The 16,071-nt window shown below is 67.5% G+C and carries 12 protein-coding genes; 9 read left to right on the top strand and 3 right to left on the bottom strand.

Annotated elements, in window-relative coordinates; all coding sequences use genetic code 11:
- Window positions 1-8: 8 nt before the first annotated feature.
- Genes HCU76_RS18170 through HCU76_RS18160 form a run of 3 tightly spaced genes read left to right on the top strand, consistent with a single transcriptional unit; the run spans window position 9 to window position 2,471 of the window.
- Window positions 9-713, top strand: coding sequence for a 4'-phosphopantetheinyl transferase superfamily protein (locus HCU76_RS18170; protein WP_213952994.1), 705 nt, complete (start codon window positions 9-11; stop codon window positions 711-713).
- Window positions 704-1,516 (top strand): serine aminopeptidase domain-containing protein, encoded by an 813-nt coding sequence (locus HCU76_RS18165; protein ID WP_213952993.1) that lies wholly within the window; start codon window positions 704-706, stop codon window positions 1,514-1,516. Before HCU76_RS18170 ends, HCU76_RS18165 begins: the two co-directional genes overlap by 10 nt.
- A 1-nt stretch (window position 1,517) precedes the next feature.
- Window positions 1,518-2,471 (top strand): alpha/beta fold hydrolase, encoded by a 954-nt coding sequence (locus HCU76_RS18160; RefSeq protein ID WP_218510227.1) that lies wholly within the window; start codon window positions 1,518-1,520, stop codon window positions 2,469-2,471.
- Window positions 2,472-2,590: 119 nt separating this feature from the next.
- Here the strand turns inward: HCU76_RS18160 and HCU76_RS18155 are convergent, their stop codons facing one another.
- Both HCU76_RS18155 and HCU76_RS18150 read right to left on the bottom strand, forming a co-directional pair.
- Window positions 2,591-5,737: an efflux RND transporter permease subunit gene (locus HCU76_RS18155; RefSeq protein ID WP_218510226.1), complete on the bottom strand. Its 3,147-nt coding sequence runs from the start codon at window positions 5,735-5,737 to the stop codon at window positions 2,591-2,593.
- A complete protein-coding gene (locus HCU76_RS18150) occupies window positions 5,734-6,951 on the bottom strand; it encodes an efflux RND transporter periplasmic adaptor subunit (protein WP_218510225.1) in 1,218 nt (405 codons plus the stop codon). The genes HCU76_RS18155 and HCU76_RS18150 overlap by 4 nt, the downstream gene beginning before the upstream one ends.
- 207 nt (window positions 6,952-7,158) lie before the next feature.
- Here HCU76_RS18150 and HCU76_RS18145 point away from each other — a divergent pair, with 207 nt between their 5' ends.
- The 6 genes from HCU76_RS18145 to mdoH all read left to right on the top strand — a co-directional run bounded on the left by HCU76_RS18145 (window position 7,159) and on the right by mdoH (window position 15,132).
- Complete coding sequence (locus tag HCU76_RS18145) at window positions 7,159-7,635, top strand: hypothetical protein (protein WP_218510224.1); 477 nt, start codon at window positions 7,159-7,161, stop codon at window positions 7,633-7,635.
- A 190-nt stretch (window positions 7,636-7,825) separates the two neighbouring features.
- Window positions 7,826-9,199, top strand: a complete 1,374-nt coding sequence (gene miaB / locus HCU76_RS18140; RefSeq protein ID WP_218510223.1) for a tRNA (N6-isopentenyl adenosine(37)-C2)-methylthiotransferase MiaB — start codon at window positions 7,826-7,828, stop codon at window positions 9,197-9,199.
- The gene (locus HCU76_RS18135; protein WP_218510222.1) at window positions 9,199-10,626 is read left to right on the top strand and encodes a sensor histidine kinase KdpD; all 1,428 of its coding nucleotides are present in this window, start codon (window positions 9,199-9,201) and stop codon (window positions 10,624-10,626) included. Before miaB ends, HCU76_RS18135 begins: the two co-directional genes overlap by 1 nt.
- A gap of 58 nt (window positions 10,627-10,684) precedes the next feature.
- Complete coding sequence (locus tag HCU76_RS18130; protein WP_371319851.1) at window positions 10,685-11,272, top strand: hypothetical protein; 588 nt, start codon at window positions 10,685-10,687, stop codon at window positions 11,270-11,272.
- 43 nt (window positions 11,273-11,315) lie between these two features.
- Window positions 11,316-12,725 carry a sigma 54-interacting transcriptional regulator gene (locus HCU76_RS18125; protein WP_213952985.1) on the top strand — a complete coding sequence of 470 codons (1,410 nt, stop codon included), beginning with the start codon at window positions 11,316-11,318 and terminating at the stop codon, window positions 12,723-12,725.
- Between the two features lie 394 nt (window positions 12,726-13,119).
- Window positions 13,120-15,132 carry a glucans biosynthesis glucosyltransferase MdoH gene (gene mdoH, locus HCU76_RS18120; protein WP_218510220.1) on the top strand — a complete coding sequence of 671 codons (2,013 nt, stop codon included), beginning with the start codon at window positions 13,120-13,122 and terminating at the stop codon, window positions 15,130-15,132.
- A 128-nt stretch (window positions 15,133-15,260) separates the two neighbouring features.
- On the opposite strand, the gene HCU76_RS18115 is transcribed toward mdoH, so the two are convergent.
- Complete coding sequence (locus HCU76_RS18115; RefSeq protein WP_218510219.1) at window positions 15,261-16,007, bottom strand: sterol desaturase family protein; 747 nt, start codon at window positions 16,005-16,007, stop codon at window positions 15,261-15,263.
- Window positions 16,008-16,071 lie beyond the last annotated feature (64 nt).

Below are 16,071 nucleotides of genomic sequence, written 5' to 3'. Positions count from 1 at the left end.
GATTGCGCATGTCCATCACGGCACTCCCCTCGGCACTGGCCTGCGCGCTCTGGCGCGTCGACCTCGATACCCCGCCCGCGCCCGACGCGCTGCGCGGCCTGTCGCAGGCCGAGGCTGACCGGGCACGCCGCTTCGTCTTCGCACGCGACCGCAGCCGCTACCAGGCGGCCCACGTCGCGCTGCGCCAGACGCTTGCCGGCCCGGCGCGCCGCCATGCGGCCCAGTTGCACTTCACCGCGGGCAGCTTCGGCAAGCCGAAGCTGGAGGCCGCGACGGGCGTGCACTTCAACCTGAGCCACAGCCAGGGCGTGGGCCTGATCGCGCTGAGCGAGCAGGCCGAGATCGGCGTCGACATCGAACTGGTGCGCCCCATGCCCGATGCGGATGAACTCGCCGCCAACTACTTCGACGAGGCCGAGCAGGCCGCGCTCGCGGCCATCGAGCCCGGGCCGGCGCATGACCTCGCCTTCTTCCGCTGCTGGACGCGCAAGGAAGCCTGCCTCAAGGCTGTCGGCGTGGGCCTCGGGCTCGACACGCGCTCGTTCCATGTCGGCATCCGGCCGGTGGCGATGCACGTGGCGATGCCGCTGGACGGCGGGCCGATGCACCTGGCGCTGGTGTCCACCGACGGCGGCGACGGCGCGGTGGCGGCGCTGGCCATGGTGCTGACCGTCAAGGCCGGCGCAACCGAGGAATGCGAGGCATGCGCATGACCCCGCTCATGTTCGGACCTTCATCACGCCAGTTGTTCGGGCTGTTCCACCCTGCCGAACGGGTCGGCGCAACGGCAGTGCTGATCTGCCCGCCCTTCGGCCAGGAAGCCATCCGCGCGCATCGGCTGGTGCGCGTGCTGGCGGATCGGTTGGCGCGCTCCGGCGTGTCGGTGCTGCGCTTCGATTACTACGGCAGCGGCGACTCGCCCGGCGACGAATCCGAGGCCGAGCTCGAAGGCTGGCGTCGCGATGTCTGCGTGGCCCACGAGGAACTGGTCCGCCTGACCGAGGCGCGCAACGTGGTCTGGCTCGGCGCCCGGCTCGGTGCGGCGGTGGCGATCATGGCTGCGCACAGCGGGCGCTGCGACCCTGCGCGATTGTTGCTATGGGACCCGATCGTCGACGGCAAGGACTACCTCTCGCAGTTGCGGGAGCGGCACGTCGACGCACTGGAGCGCTCCTTCGTCGTGCCCAAGGCCGAATGGCGCCGCCAGTTGGCCCAGCCGCCCGAGACCTTCACCGGCGAACTGCTCGGCTTCGAGATCTCGCCGGTGCTGCATGGGCAGCTGCGCGCGCTCGACGCCGCCTCGCTGCCGCTGACCGCGCTCTACCAGACAACCGCTCTCGCGAGCGAAGACGACGTCGCGACCCGCCATTGGGCCGAGGGCGAGCTGGCGCGGCACATGCCGTTGCGCCTGCTGCCCTTCAAGCATCCAATGGAATGGGTCTCCGATCCACATCCCCACAATGCCATGGTGCCAGCCGAAGCTGTGCAGCGCCTGCTGGCGGAAGTAGGTAAGTGACATGAAAGAAACACCGGTTCTTTTCGGCGGCGACAGTTCCCTCGTCGGCATCGTCACGACGCCGAGCGAGGAAGGACGCATGGCGCCCGTCGCTTGCCTCATGCTCAACATGGGTGCCACGCACCGCGTCGGCCCGCACCGCGCCAACGTCAAGCTGGCACGGCACATGTCGTCGGAGTACGGCATCAGCAGCATCCGCTTCGACCTGGCCGGCCTGGGCGACAGCGGCGCGCCGGCCAGCGCCAACCACTACATGACGCAGGTGGTGTTCGACATGCAGGCCGCGATGAACCTCATCGAGACCATGCTCGGCATCCGCCGCTTCATCGTGATCGGCCTGTGCTCCGGCTCGACCAACGGCATGGCCGCCGCGATGGTGGACCCGCGCATCGTCGGCATCCTGATGTTCGACAGCTACGCCTTCCCCAGCCGGCGTGCGCAACTGGAGCTGACCCTGCGCCGCGCCATGGCCGCGCCGACCAACCCGGCCGTGATCGCCAAGTCCATCCGCTGGCTGCATCGCAAGTTCTCGGCCAAGGCCGCGGCGGCGGCGGCGCCAGTGAACTTCATGCGGGCCGTGTCGCGCGAGGAAACGGAGACGACCTTCCACCGCTCGATGACCGAACTGGTGGGCCGTGGCGTCGCGCTGTTCTTCCTCTACACCGGGACGAAACACGTGCGCGACCGCGGCCGCGACCAGCTTGGCCGCTTCGCTTCGGAGCCGTACGCCCAGCACATCGACTACCAGTTCATCGCCGAGATCGACCACAGCATCACCACGCTGGCCTCGCAGCACACCTTCCAGGCGGTGGTGAGTGAATGGGTGCTGCGGGTGGTGGCCGGGCGGACGCCGGCGCAGCAGCATCGCGCAGCGGGAAGCAAGCCGGTGACGGTGAACGCGCCGCTGCAGGCGAGCGTGACGCCGCGCCTGCTGGGCCCGGTCGGGTCACATTAGCCCACCCCCGAAGCGCCTGCGGCGCTACCCCCTTCAAGAGGGCGCACCCAGCGGCCCGGCAAAGCCTGTTCCGCGGGTGCCCACGAACAGGCTTCGCTGTTGCTCGCCGCTGACCCCGGCTATTGGTGAGCCACCACGCCCACAGTGCGCTCCCCCGGCAAGCTCAACAAAGGCCCGGTGCCGCTGTACCGGTCCAGCGCCAGGTAGATCGCCGGCGTGATGTAGAGCGTGATCACCTGCGAGAAGATCAGCCCGCCCACCACGGCCACGCCCAGCGGTTGCCGCAACTCGGCGCCCGCGCCCAGGCCCAGTGCCAGCGGCAGCGCACCCATGAGCGCGGCCAGCGTCGTCATCAGGATCGGGCGGAAGCGCAACCGGCAGGCTTCGCGGATCGCGTCGACCGGCCGCATGCCTTCGGTGCGCTGCGCATCGAGCGCGAAGTCGATCAGCATGATCGCGTTCTTCTTGACGATGCCGATGAGCAGCAGGATGCCGATGGTCGCGATCAGCGTCAGGTCGAAGCCGAACAGCTTGAGCGACAGCAGCGCGCCGACCGCCGCCGAGGGCAGGCCCGCGAGGATGGTGAGCGGGTGGATGTAGCTCTCGTACAGCACGCCCAGCAGCACGTAGATCACCAGCACCGCCAGGATCAGCAGCACCGCCTGGCTGCCCTGCGAACTCTGGAACACCGCCGCATCGCCGCCGTAGCTGGTGATGATCGACTCGGGCATCTTGATGTCCTGCTTGAACTGGTCGATCTTGGCGGTCGCATTGCCCAGGGGCACGTCGGGCCCGAGGTTGAAGGATAGCGTGATCGCCTGCAACTGGCCTTGGTGGTTGACCGCCGTCGGGCCGATGGTGCGCCGCACGGTGGTGAACGCAGTCAGCGGGACGAGCTGGCCGGCCTTGTTGCGCACCGACAGCCGCGACATGTCCTGTTCGAACTGGCGGTCGTTGTCGGCCGCCGACAGGATCACCTGGTAGGTGTTGCTGGCGCCGTAGATGCTGCCGATCTGGCGATCGCCGTAGGCGTTGTAGAGGGCGGTGCGCAAGTCGCCGACCTGCACGCCGAGCACGCCGGCCTTGTCGCGGTCGATGTCGAGCGTGGCCTGCAGGCCACGGTTCTGCGAGTCGCTGGTGACGTCACGGAAGTCGGGGTCGGCGCGCATGCGCTCCATCATCTTGCCGGCCCATTCACCCATCGCGCCGGCGTTCACGCTCTGCAGCGTGTACTGGTAGCGGGCCTTGCTCTGGCGACCGCCCAGGCGCAGGTTCTGCACCGGCTGCATGTAGACGGCGATGCCCGGGATCTCGCGGAAGCGCTTGCGCAGCGATTCGAGCACCTGCGGCATCTTCATGCGCTCGCTGCGCGGCTTGAGCACGGCGAACAGGCGGCCCGCGTTCTGCGTGGCGGTCGGCCCGCCGGCGCCGACGAAGGAGGTCACGTAGGCCACGTTCGGATCGGCCTGCAGCGCGTCGGACACGCGCGCCTGCAAGGTCTTCATGGCGGTGAAGGAAATGTCCTCGGAGGCCTCGGTCGTGATCTGGATCTGGCCGATGTCTTCCTCCGGGAAGAAGCCCTTCGGAATGGTGACGAACAACCAGGCGGTGACGACGAAGGTCAGGCCAGCCAGGCCCAGCATGATCGGGCGGTGCTCCAGCGTCCAGTCGAGCGAGCGCATGTAGCCGCCGTGCGTGGACTGGTAGAGGCGCTCGAAGGCGCGGCCGATCGCGGTGCCGGGCTCGGGATGCACTTCCTCGTGGTCGAGCTCGCCGGGTTCGTGGTCGACCTGCTTCAACAGCCGGCTCGCCAGCATCGGCACCAGCGTCAGCGACACGATCGCCGACACCAGCACCGCCAGCGCCACCACCACCGCGAACTCGTGGAACAACAAGCCGATCACGCCCGGCATGAAGAAGATCGGGATGAATACCGCCACCAGCGAGATCGAGATCGAGACGATGGTGAAGCCCACCTCGCGCGCGCCGCGCAGCGCGGCGGCCATCGGCGGCATGCCCTTCTCGACGTAGCGCATGATGTTCTCGAGCACCACGATCGCGTCGTCCACCACCAGCCCCACGGCCAGCGTGATGCCGAGCAGCGACACGTTATCGAGGCTGTAGCCGAAGGCATAGAGCAGCGCCACCGCGCCGATCAGCGAGATCGGAATCGTGGCGGCCGGGATCAGCGTGGCCACCAGCCGGTGCAGGAACAGGAAGATCACCAGCACCACCAGCAGGATGGTGCCGATCAGCGTGAGCTGCACGTCGTGTACCGCCTCGCGGATCGAGAGGGAGCGGTCGTTGACCATGTCGATCTGCACCGACTGCGGCAGCTCGGCCTTGAAGCGCGGCAGCAGCGCACGAACCGCGTCGACCACCTGCACGGTGTTGGCATTGGGCTGGCGCTGCACGGCCAGCGTGATCGAGTCCTTGCCGTTGTAGCTGCTCGCCGTCTTCACCGACTCGAAGCTGTCCTCGATGGTCGCGACCTCGTCGAGCCGCACCGGCGCACCGTTGCGCTGGCCGACGATGACGCGGGCAAAGTCGGCGGCTTTCAGCATCTGCTCGTTGGCTTGGATGGTCAGCGTCTGGCGCGGGCCGTCGAGCACGCCCACCGGCGTGTTGGCATTCGCCAGGCGCACCGCGTTTGCCAGTTCGTCGAGCGTGATGTTGCGGGCGTTCAACAGGTTGGCGTCGGCCTTGATGCGCACCGCGAAGGCCTTGCGCCCGTACACCGCCACCTGCGCCACGCCGTCGATGGTCGAGAGCGTGGGCGAGATCAGGTTCTCGGCATAGTCGTTCAGCTCGGTCGGGTTCATCGAATCCGACTGCAGCGAGATGAACAGCACCGGCGCATCGGCCGGATTGACCTTGCGGTAGGACGGCATCTGCGTCAGTTCCGCCGGGAGCTGGCGCTGCGCCCGCAGCAGCGCAGCCTGCACGTCGACCGCGGCCGCGTCGATGTCGCGGGTGCTCACGAATTCCAGCGTCAGCGAGGTCACGCCCTGCGTGTTGGTCGAACTGATGGTCTGCAGGCCGGGGATGGTGGAGAACTGCTTCTCCAGCGGCAGCGCGACCGACGAGGCCATCGTGTCCGGGCTCGCGCCCGGCAGTTGCGCATTGACGTTGATGACCGGCGTGTTGTAGCTCGGCAGGGCCGCCACCGGAATGCTGAAGTAGGCAAAGATGCCGATCACCACCACCGCCGCGGACAGCAGCACCGTCATCGCGGGACGACGGATGCAAAGCTCCGAGACGTTCATGACTTCACCTGCCTGGGCAACGCGTCCGCTTGCCCCGGCGAAAGCGACGCGGGCGACACGGCCGACGAAGGCTCGCCCGGTGCCGTCCTGGGCGCGGCCGGCTTCTCGACCCGCACCTTTCCGCCCGGGCGCACGTTCTGCTTGCCCTCGATGACCACCTGCTCGCCCGGTTCGATCCCGGTCACCACCGCCTGCGTGCCGAAGGTGTACGGGGTCTTGACCTGGCGCCGCGTCGCCTTCTGGTCGGCGTCGACCACATAGACCGACACGCCGTCGCCCAGCATCATCAGCGCGGCGGCGGGCACCACGGTCGCGTCACGCAGCGTGCGCACGGTGACGCGCGTGGCCACGAACTGGCCGGGCCACAGCGCCTGGTCCTCGTTGCCGAACACCGCCTTGGCGCGCACCGTGCCGATCTGCGGGTCGACCGTGTTGTCGACGAAGTTCAGCACGCCCATCAGCGGCTTCTTGCGGCCGGCAACCACGGCCTCCACCGGCGTCTGCGTCCGCGCCGCGGCCAACAGGTCCTGCAACTGCCCTTCCGGCACCGGGAAGCTCACCGCGATCGGGTCGAGTTGGGTGATGGTGACCATCGGCACCGTGGGCTGCGCGAGGCTGCCCGGATAGATGGCGACCGCGCCGATGCGCCCGGCGATCGGTGCGCGCAAGGTCGCATAGCCCAGGGCCACCTGCGCCGATTGCACGGCGGCACGGTCCGCGGCAATGGCGGCCTTCTGGGCTTCCAGTTGCGAAAGGATCGTGTCGACCGCGCTCTTGGCGATGAAGCCTTGCCCCACCATTTCCTGGCCGCGCCGGTGCTGGCGCTCGTAGTCGGCCAGCGTGGCCTCGTCCTTCTGCTGCTGGGCACGGGCCTTGGCCAGGTTGGCCTGGTCGGGCCGGTCGTCGAGCGTGAACAGCAACTGCCCCGCCTTGACGAACTGCCCCTCCTTCACATGCACCTCGCGCACGGTGTTCGTGACTTGCGGACGCAGGTCGACGCTGTTGAGCGACACCACGCTGCCATTGACTTCCACCGTGACCGGCACGGTCTGCTTCAGCGCGGCGCTGAGCGTCACCAGCGCTGGCGCGGCGGCTTGCGCCCCATTGCCTTCGGCCTTGGCGGCGGCCTGCTGCCTGTGGCCCGTCCACCACCAGCCCCCGGCTGCGGCGACGGCCAACACGCCGGCAAGGGTGACAAAAATTTTTTTCTTCATGGAACGACTTGCACGGTACTGCCAGCATCGAGTAAAAAACGCCAGCTTGTTTACGAATAGTCACCATTGGACCAGTGGTCGAGGGGTGGAGTCCACAACCGGCAAAAAGATTGATCCAACGCCAGCGAAGGATCGCATTCCAGCCCTTGGGGAATTCCCTGAGGCCCCTCGGTAGAATCGCCGCTTCACAGCCTCTGGATATACCCCATGAATCGCTGCAAAAAATCCGCCACAACTCAAATCCTGCTAGCGCTTTCCCTTGGCTTGGCCAGTGCGGTCGGCCCTCTCGCCACCGACGCGCAAGCCCAGATCTCGCCCGAGGCCGTCATCGGCGGTCGCAACTTTCCGACCGGCACCCTGCGCGGCAAGCTGCTGATCCTCAATGCTCCCGAGGTCATGCTCGACGGCCAGCCCGACCGGCTCTCGCCCGGCGCCCGCATCCGCAGCCCGCAGAACATGCTGGTCATGGTGGGCGCCATCCAGGGGCAGAAGTTCCTTGTCAACTACACGCGCGACCCGGCCGGACTGGTGTCGCAAGTGTGGATCCTGACGCCAGAGGAAGCCTCCATCGAGCGGGAAACGGCCGAGCGGCCGTTCCTGAATTTCTGGCCCTTCGTAGCCGCCAGCCGGCCCCATGACGACGGCAAGACACCGTTCGACCAACTGCCGAAATACGGCGAATAGGGCCGCGAACAGGGCCCTGCGCCAGGAACCCTTGAACACAGGGGGCGCAAGGGTCTCGCATCGGCCGCAGAGCAGATGCCGGCGATCCGGGCGATGCTCCTTGTGGCTGCATCCCGCCCTCCACGAATTTCTTTTGCGTCCGTCGCGTGCGACAGTGCCCGCGATGGACATCGCTCCCAGGGGAAACAACATGTCCAAAAAAGTATTTATCAAGACCTTCGGCTGCCAGATGAACGAGTACGACTCGGACAAGATGGCCGACGTGCTGAACGCAGCCCAGGGCTACGAACCCACGCAGAACGTCGACGAGGCCGACCTGATCCTGTTCAACACCTGCTCGGTGCGCGAGAAGGCGCAGGAGAAGGTGTTCAGCGACCTCGGCCGCGTGAAGCACCTGAAGGCCAAGGGCGTGAAGATCGGCGTGGGCGGCTGCGTGGCCAGCCAGGAAGGCGAGGCGATCATCGCCCGCGCGCCCTACGTCGACATCGTGTTCGGCCCGCAGACCCTGCACCGCCTGCCCGAGATGCTGAACCAGCGCGAGTCGCAGGGCCGGCCGCAGGTGGACATCAGCTTCCCCGAGATCGAGAAGTTCGACCACCTGCCGCCAGCGCGCGTCGAGGGCGCGACGGCTTTCGTGTCGATCATGGAAGGCTGCTCCAAGTACTGCAGCTACTGCGTGGTGCCCTACACCCGCGGCGAGGAAGTCAATCGCCCGCTCGATGACGTGCTGGTCGAAGTCGCCGGCCTGGCCGACCAGGGCGTGCGCGAGATCACGCTGCTGGGCCAGAACGTGAATGCCTATCGCGGCAGGATGGGCGACACCTCGGAGATCGCCGACTTCGCGCTGCTGATCGAATACATCGCCGAGATCCCCGGCATCGAGCGCATCCGCTACACCACCAGCCATCCGAACGAGTTCACCCCGCGCCTGATCGAGGCCTATGCGAAGGTGCCGCAACTCGTCTCGCACCTGCACCTGCCCGTACAGCACGGCAGCGACCGCATCCTGATGGCGATGAAGCGCGGCTACACGGCGATGGAATACAAGAGCACGGTCCGCAAGCTGCGCGCCATCCGTCCGGAACTGGCCCTGAGCAGCGACTTCATCGTCGGCTTCCCCGGCGAGACCGACGAGGACTTCGCGAAGATGATGAAGCTCATCCACGACTGCGACTTCGACGCCAGCTTCAGCTTCATCTTCAGCCCCCGCCCCGGCACGCCGGCCGCGGCGCTGCATGACGACACGCCGCACGACGTGAAGCTCAAGCGCCTGCACGAACTGCAGGCCGTGATCGACCTGAACGTCAAGCGCTTTGGCAATGCACTGGTGGGGCAGACGAGGCGCGTGCTCGTCGAAGGCGCCTCGCGCAAGGACGCGACCGAACTCATGGGCCGCACCGAGTGCAACCGCGTCGTCAACTTCGCCGGCGATCCGCGCCTGGTCGGCCAGATGATCGACCTGCGCATCACGAAGTCACTGGCCTACACGCTGCGCGGCGAGGTGCCGATCCGCGAAAACGACATCACCGCGCCGGCCACCGCCCCCGCGGCGCTCGCCAGCTGATGCCCACATCCAAGTATTCGCGCGGCTCGTTCCAGCAGTTGCTGCTGTTCGCGTTCCTCGTCATCACCGCGCTGCTGGTGGGCGTGGCCCTGCGCTCGCTGTTCCAGTATGAAACCCTGATGACCGAGAGCCGCAACGCGGCGGCGCGCGCCTTGGCGCTGTCCGGCGGCGCGCAGTCGCTGGCCGAGCGCAGCGCGGCGATGGAGCGCGCGGGCCGGCAGTCGCTGGTGCTGAACGATGCGATGCTGCGCCGCCGCTTCAACGATGCGGTGCGCGACGCCACCGCCGTCGTCGGCAAGCTGGTGGACAACGGCCTGCCGCCGGAGTCGGTGGTCGGCTGGCGCGAGCAGCTCGGCGCGATCGAAGGGCTCATGGACGGCCCCGGCGACACCGCGCTGGCCCGCGAGAACAGCGTGGCCCTGCAGTTCCGCGAACTCGACGGGTTCAACACGGCCATCGCGCAGCAGGCGCAGAACCTGATCGAGACGCAGAACAATGCGCTGGCCGAACGCATCCAGAACGCCGGCGAACGGCTCATGCGCCAGGTGCTGGCGGCCAGCGCGCTGGCGGTCTCGCTGGCGCTGGCCTTTGGCGTGTGGCTGGCACGGCCCTTCAAGCGCATCGAGCGCGCCATCGTCGGGCTCGGGCAGAACCGCCTGGACGAGCCGATCAACATCCGTGGCCCGGTCGACGTGCGGCGCGTGTCGCAGCAGCTCGAATGGCTGCGCCTGCGCCTGACCGAACTGGATGCCGACAAGGCGCGCTTTTTGCGTCATGTGTCGCATGAACTCAAGACCCCACTCGCCGCGCTCCGCGAAGGCGTTTCGTTGCTGGAGGACGGCGTGACCGGCGCGCTCAACCCGGCCCAGCGCGAGGTCGCGCAGATCCTGCAGCAGAACACGCTGTCGCTGCAGGGCCAGATCGAGGCGCTATTGCGCTTCAATGCAGCAGCCTTCGAGGCGCGCGAACTACGCCGCGAGCGCACCGCGCTGCTGCCGCTGATCGAGGAACAGATCGACGCGCAACGCCTGCAATGGCAGGCCCAGGGCCTCAAGGTACGGGCCGAAGGCGAGCCCGTCACGGCCACGGTCGACCCGGTCAAGCTGGGCACGGCCATCGCCAACCTGCTATCGAACGCGATCCGCTTCTCTACGCGCGGCGGCACCATCACCATTGCCGTGTCGCATGAGCCCGGCGTGGCCCGCATCGACATCAGCGACGCCGGTCCCGGCATTGCACCGGCCGACCGCGACCGCGTCTTCGAACCCTTTTTCCGCGGCGAACGCCAGCCGGAGCATGCGGTCAAAGGCACAGGCATCGGCCTTTCGATCGTGCAGGAGTACATTGCTGCACATGGTGGCAATATCACGCTGCTGCCCGACGGCCCCGGCGCACGTTTTCGCATCGAGCTCCCCCGCGCCGCCTGAGCCGGATTTCCCAGTTTCCCTGTTCATGTTGTTCCACATCGTTCGCAGAACCTCGCGGGTGACCGCGATTGCTTTGCCGTTGCTCCTGGCCGGCTGCGCCTTGCCGTCGGTGATCAAGCCCGCGGTCCAGGCTCCGCCGCCGCCACCGCCGATGCCGCGCGTGACGCCGGTCGAAGTCGAGCCGACCGCGCCGGCGACGCGCCTGTTGCCGCCGTCCGCCGACAGCCCTTCGCCCAGCGCGACAGTTCTCGCCTACGCCGACCGGATCCGGCCCCTTGGCGGGAACGAACTGGGCAACGAGATCGCGCGCCTCGGCGATCCCGCCGATTCCCCGGTAGGACAGATGCAACTGGCGATCGCGCTGGCGCAGACACGCAACCCGCCCGACCTGGCGCGCGCGCTCAGCCTGATGCAGCGCGTGATCGGCAACCCAGCCGCCGAGGCACAGTCGCTGCAGCCGCTGGCCCGTGCGCTCGCACAGCGCTATGTGGAACAACGCCGCGTCGAGGAAGATCGCGACCGCCAGGCGCAGCAGGTGCGCGAAGCTCAGCGGCGCATCGACCAGTTGAACGACCGGATGGAAGCGCTGCGCGCCATCGAGCGAAGCTTCGGCCGCCCCAGCAACACCATCAGGGCCACGCCATGAACGCCGGTCGCACCGCAGTGCGAAGCACCACGAAAGTCCTCCCGTGACCGATACGACATCGCCCGGGGCGCGCCTGCTGGTGGTCGACGACGACCCCGACATGCTGCGGCTGCTCTCGATGCGGCTGAACTCGGCCGGTTACCAGGTCACGGCCGTGACCTCGGCCGAATCGGCGCTCACGCAACTGGAGATCGAACACCCGCAACTGGTGCTGAGCGACGTGCGGCTACCCGGCAAGGACGGCCTCGCGCTGTTCGACGAGATCCGAAAGCGCCATCCTTCCCTGCCGGTGATCCTGCTGACCGCGCACGGCACCATTCCCGATGCGGTCGAGGCCACCGCGCGCGGCGTCTTCACCTACCTGACCAAGCCCTACGAGGCGCGCGAGCTGCTCGAGAAGATCGGCCAGGCGCTGGCGCTCGGCGCCCCGGTCCACCTGCCCAGCAAGGGCAGCGACGAAAGCTGGCGCGCCGAGATCGTGAGCCGCAGCAACCGCATGGCCGAAGTGCTGGCCGAGGCCCGCATGATTGCCAAGTCGGACGCCAGCGTGCTGCTGCGCGGCGACAGCGGCGCCGGCAAGGAGTTGCTGGCCCGGGCCATCCACCGCGCCAGCGCGCGCGCCGAAAAGCCCTTCGTGGCCGTCAATTGCGGCGCCATCCCCGAGGCGCTGCTCGAGTCGGAACTGTTCGGCCACATGAAGGGCGCCTTCACCGACGCCGTGGCCAACCACAAGGGCCTGTTCCAGCAGGCCGACGGCGGCACGCTGCTGCTCGACGAGATCGGCGACATGCCGCCGGCCCTGCAGGTCAAGCTGCTGCGCGTGCTGCAGGAGCGCGCGGTGCGGCCGCTCGGCGGCAGCCAGTCGATCGCGGTCGACGTGCGCATCATCTCGGCCACCCATCGCGACCTCGACGCCGCGATGGAGGCCGGCCAGTTCCGCGAAGACCTCTATTACCGTCTCAACGTCGTGACACTCACGCTGCCGCCGCTCAGCGCGCGGCGCGAAGACATCCCGCTGCTCGCCAACCACTTCCTGAACCGACTGTCGGCGAAGTACGGCAAGCGGCTTTCGGGCTTCGCGCCCGAGGCGCTCAAGGCGCTGACGACTTCCGCGTGGCCCGGCAACGTGCGCCAGCTCTTCAACGTGGTGGAACAGGTGTGCGCGCTGTCGACCTCGCCGCTGATCCCGCTGTCGCTGGTGCAGCGGGCGCTGCGCGTGCCGACGGTCGAGGTGCAGACATACGCCGAAGCCAAGCAGCGCTTCGAGCGCGACTACCTGGTGGGCCTGTTGAAGCTGACCGACGGCAACGTGGCCGACGCGGCCCGCATGGCCGACCGCAACCGCACCGAGTTCTACCGGCTGCTGCAGAAGCACGAACTGACACCAGGCCTGTTCAAGTCCGACGCCGGCGGCGGCCCCGGCGAGCCTGTCGCCGAGGAGCGACGCAGCTAAGTCTTTGATTTCATTGAGTTATCAAAATTGAACGGCGGGGCTTGTCGCCGTGCGGCGACAAAAGCGGAGGTTTCCACCCCTCCCGGACCCGAAATCTCGGGTAAACCCCATGTAAAGCGACGCAAGTCGTTGATGCACAAGCTGAATTCCCTGCTGGCACAGGTATTGCCCCTGTACTGGCATGACAGCACATCTCAGCCCCACATTCGCACTGCGTTCGCAGCGCGACGGCCTCCGTCAAAAACGGGTTTCGCTCTCGCGTCCCCGTGGCGCGGCACATCCGCACGCGGCGCACGATGCGTCCAGCGGCGCGGCGCCTGATTGCGTCTTCAAGCGCTTTCCGGCAATCGGCGACACGCTTGGCTCTGCCAGGCAACACTGGTAGGCCGCCCCCATGAAGCCGAGCAACTATTCACAGCTGAGCACACTTCAGGCGCTGGTTGAAAGCGCCCCGGCGCGCAGCCCGTTGCGCGAAGAGCGTCATCCGAACTCCGTCACGGCCCCGCCGGTGAACCGCGGTTCCATGGCGCCGCGGCCGTGGCGCGGCTTCTGGAACAGCATCGGCACCGCCATGCTCGTGCGCCTGGGCGCCGGCGGCGCGCGCCGTTCGGCGCCTGTCGCGGCGCCGAAGAAAGAGGCGTGGGAACGCGCCGCACAACGACGCCGGCTCGCCTTCATGGCGCTGACCCTGTTCAGCACCGTGATCGCCGCCATGTTGTTTGCCAACATCCAGCCGGACTACGACAACGCCTGGCTCGAATACGGCCAGATCGGCCTCTATGCGCTGCTCTCCGGCTGGGTCGTCACCGGCTTCGTGACCGCGCTGATGGGTTTTTATGTTTCCGTGCGCGGAGACAAGCATGCGCTGTCGGTCAAGCAGGTGGCGGATCATCCGATGAACCCGGAAGCCCGCACCGCGATCATCATGCCGATCTGCAACGAAGACGTGGCCACGGTGTTCGCCGGCCTGCGCGCAACCTGCGAATCGGTCGCCTCCACCGGCAATGCCAGGCACTTCGACGTGTTCATCCTGTCGGACAGCTACGCCCCCGAGACCGCCGCCGCCGAGCGCGCCGCCTGGGAAGACCTGCGCGCCGCGCTGGCCACCAACCCGAGCCAGCCGCAGGTCGAGGTCTACTACCGCCTGCGCACCCGTCGCACGCACCGCAAGGCCGGCAACGTCGCCGACTTCTGCCGCCGCTGGGGCAAGGACTACCGCTACATGGTCGTGCTGGACGCCGACTCGGTGATGAGCGGCGACTGCCTGAGCTCGATGGTCAAGCTAATGGAAGCCAACCCGAGCGCCGGCATCATCCAGACCGCGACGCAGGCCATCGGCCACGTCACGCTGCACGCCCGGGCGCAGCAATTCGCATCGCGCGTCACGGGTCGCCTGTTCACGCTGGGCATGCAGTTCTGGCAACTCGGCGAGTCGCACTACTGGGGCCACAACGCGATCATCCGCGTCAAGCCCTTCATGGACCACTGCGCGCTGGCCCCGATCAAGGGCACCGGCGGCATGTCGGGCGGCATCATGTCGCACGACTTCGTCGAAGCCGCGTTGATGCGCCGCGCCGGTTATCACGTGTGGCTGGTGTCCGACCTGGTCGGCAGCTACGAACAGCAACCGCCGGATCTGCTGGCCGAGCTGACGCGTGACCGCCGCTGGTGCCAGGGCAACCTGCAGAACGCCCGCCTGATGGCCGAGCCCGGCATCCACCCGGTGCACCGCGCGATGTTCGTGACCGGCACTATGGCTTATGTCTCGGCCCCGCTGTGGCTCGCGTTCCTGACGCTGGGCACCGCGCTCTGGCTGAGCGGCACCAGCCTGCTGGGCCAATGGGACGTGCTTCCGGCGGAACTCGCCGGGCTGTGGGTCTGGACGCTGTGCCTGCTGTTCCTGCCCCGCATCCTCGGCATTGCCGCCGTGATGATGCGTGGCGAGCAGAACCAGTACGGCGGGCTGTGGGGCCTGGTCAAGAGCGCCGCGCTCGAGAGCGCGTTGGCCATCGTGCAGGCGCCGGTCCGCATGATTGCGCACTCGCTGTTCGTGGTGGTCGCCCTCACCGGCATCAAGCTCGACTGGAAGTCGCCTCCGCGTGAAGCCAATGCCGTGCCGTGGCGCGATGCGGCTTCGACGCTGGCGCCGATGAGCCTGGTCGTGCTGGCCCTGGCCCTGGGCATCGCGCTGATCGACCCGAGTGCGTTGATCTGGCTGATGCCGGTTGGCCTGCCGCTGCTGCTGGCGATTCCGCTGACCGTGCTGACGAGCCAGATCGGGCTGGGCACCAGCCTGCGCGAACGCGGCTACCTGCTGATTCCCGAAGAGTCCCGCTCGCCTGCGGTGCTGCGCCGGGCGTGGATGCACGCGGTGCGTCTGGCGCGTCCTGCGGCGCTGACTGCCTGAGACGGCTTCAAGTCATGAGCGCCCCACTTTGTTGGGGCGCTTTTTCTTGGGTTCTGGAGCGGGAGCACGCCGACGGCGTACCTTGCTCCGTTCACGCACCCGAACGCCCGGGCATCACCCTCCCACATTCAAAACCCGATCGCCATCCGCCCCACCGGCACCGTCTCCGGAATCCCGAACTTCAGCGCCGCGGAATCCACATCCTTCGGGCTCCTGTACGTTCCGAACATCCGGTCCCAAATCGACAGCAGCACGCCGAAGTTGCTGTTGTAGTGCGCCGGGTTGTCGCTGTGGTGGATCTCGTGCGTGCGCGGCGTGACCAGCAGCCAGTCGACCCAGCCCAGCTTCCAGCGTACGTTCATGTGCATCCAGGCATTGGTCAGCCCATAGAGGGCGAACAGGCCGCTGAACATCCACCACGGTGACACGTTGAGCAGGGGGCTCGCGAAGATGTAGGGCAGGTTGAAAAGCGCCTGCTGCAGGATCGAGCCCCTGCTTCCCGCCAGCCAGTACATGTGCTTGGGCGAATGGTGCCAGCGATGCACGTGCCACAGCACGCCAACGTGCACCAGACGGTGCATCCAGTAGGCGCCGAAATCCGCGACGAGCAGGTAGAGCACCAGACGCACCGCCAATGGCCAAGTTCCGATGGCTTCGGGCCAAGGCCCCTTGACGCTGATCCAAAGATTCAGGAAGAACGCCGCCTTGACCACCACGAAGGCATAGAAGGCCTGGGCCACCAGGTCGCGCCACAGCACCTTGCGCCACTCGATTTTCCGCGCGCCCCAGCGCCATTCGAGCAGCCCGAAGATCGACACCATCGACAGGAAGACGGTGCCCTTGAGAACGAGGGGGTAGCTGAGGAGAGTGGACACGGGTGTTCGATGGCGATTGGACGGGCTTCGGAGTGTCAGGCAGGCGCGCTGCACCGAAGGGCCG

The sequence above is a fragment of the Variovorax sp. dw_308 genome (assembly GCF_019207085.1).
GTDB lineage: Bacteria > Pseudomonadota > Gammaproteobacteria > Burkholderiales > Burkholderiaceae_C > Variovorax.
This window is presented reverse-complemented; position numbering and strand designations above follow the sequence as displayed.

Bases quoted from the DNA above. Each gene is read 5' to 3' on its own strand.
- mdoH (WP_218510220.1), top strand. From the start codon at position 13,120: ATGAAGCCGAGCAACTATTCACAGCTGAGCACACTTCAGGCGCTGGTT.
- HCU76_RS18150 (WP_218510225.1), bottom strand. From the start codon at position 6,951: ATGAAGAAAAAAATTTTTGTCACCCTTGCCGGCGTGTTGGCCGTCGCC.
- HCU76_RS18170 (WP_213952994.1), top strand. From the start codon at position 9: ATGTCCATCACGGCACTCCCCTCGGCACTGGCCTGCGCGCTCTGGCGC.
- HCU76_RS18135 (WP_218510222.1), top strand. From the start codon at position 9,199: ATGCCCACATCCAAGTATTCGCGCGGCTCGTTCCAGCAGTTGCTGCTG.
- HCU76_RS18165 (WP_213952993.1), top strand. From the start codon at position 704: ATGCGCATGACCCCGCTCATGTTCGGACCTTCATCACGCCAGTTGTTC.
- HCU76_RS18160 (WP_218510227.1), top strand. From the start codon at position 1,518: ATGAAAGAAACACCGGTTCTTTTCGGCGGCGACAGTTCCCTCGTCGGC.
- HCU76_RS18145 (WP_218510224.1), top strand. From the start codon at position 7,159: ATGAATCGCTGCAAAAAATCCGCCACAACTCAAATCCTGCTAGCGCTT.
- miaB (WP_218510223.1), top strand. From the start codon at position 7,826: ATGTCCAAAAAAGTATTTATCAAGACCTTCGGCTGCCAGATGAACGAG.
- HCU76_RS18155 (WP_218510226.1), bottom strand. From the start codon at position 5,737: ATGAACGTCTCGGAGCTTTGCATCCGTCGTCCCGCGATGACGGTGCTG.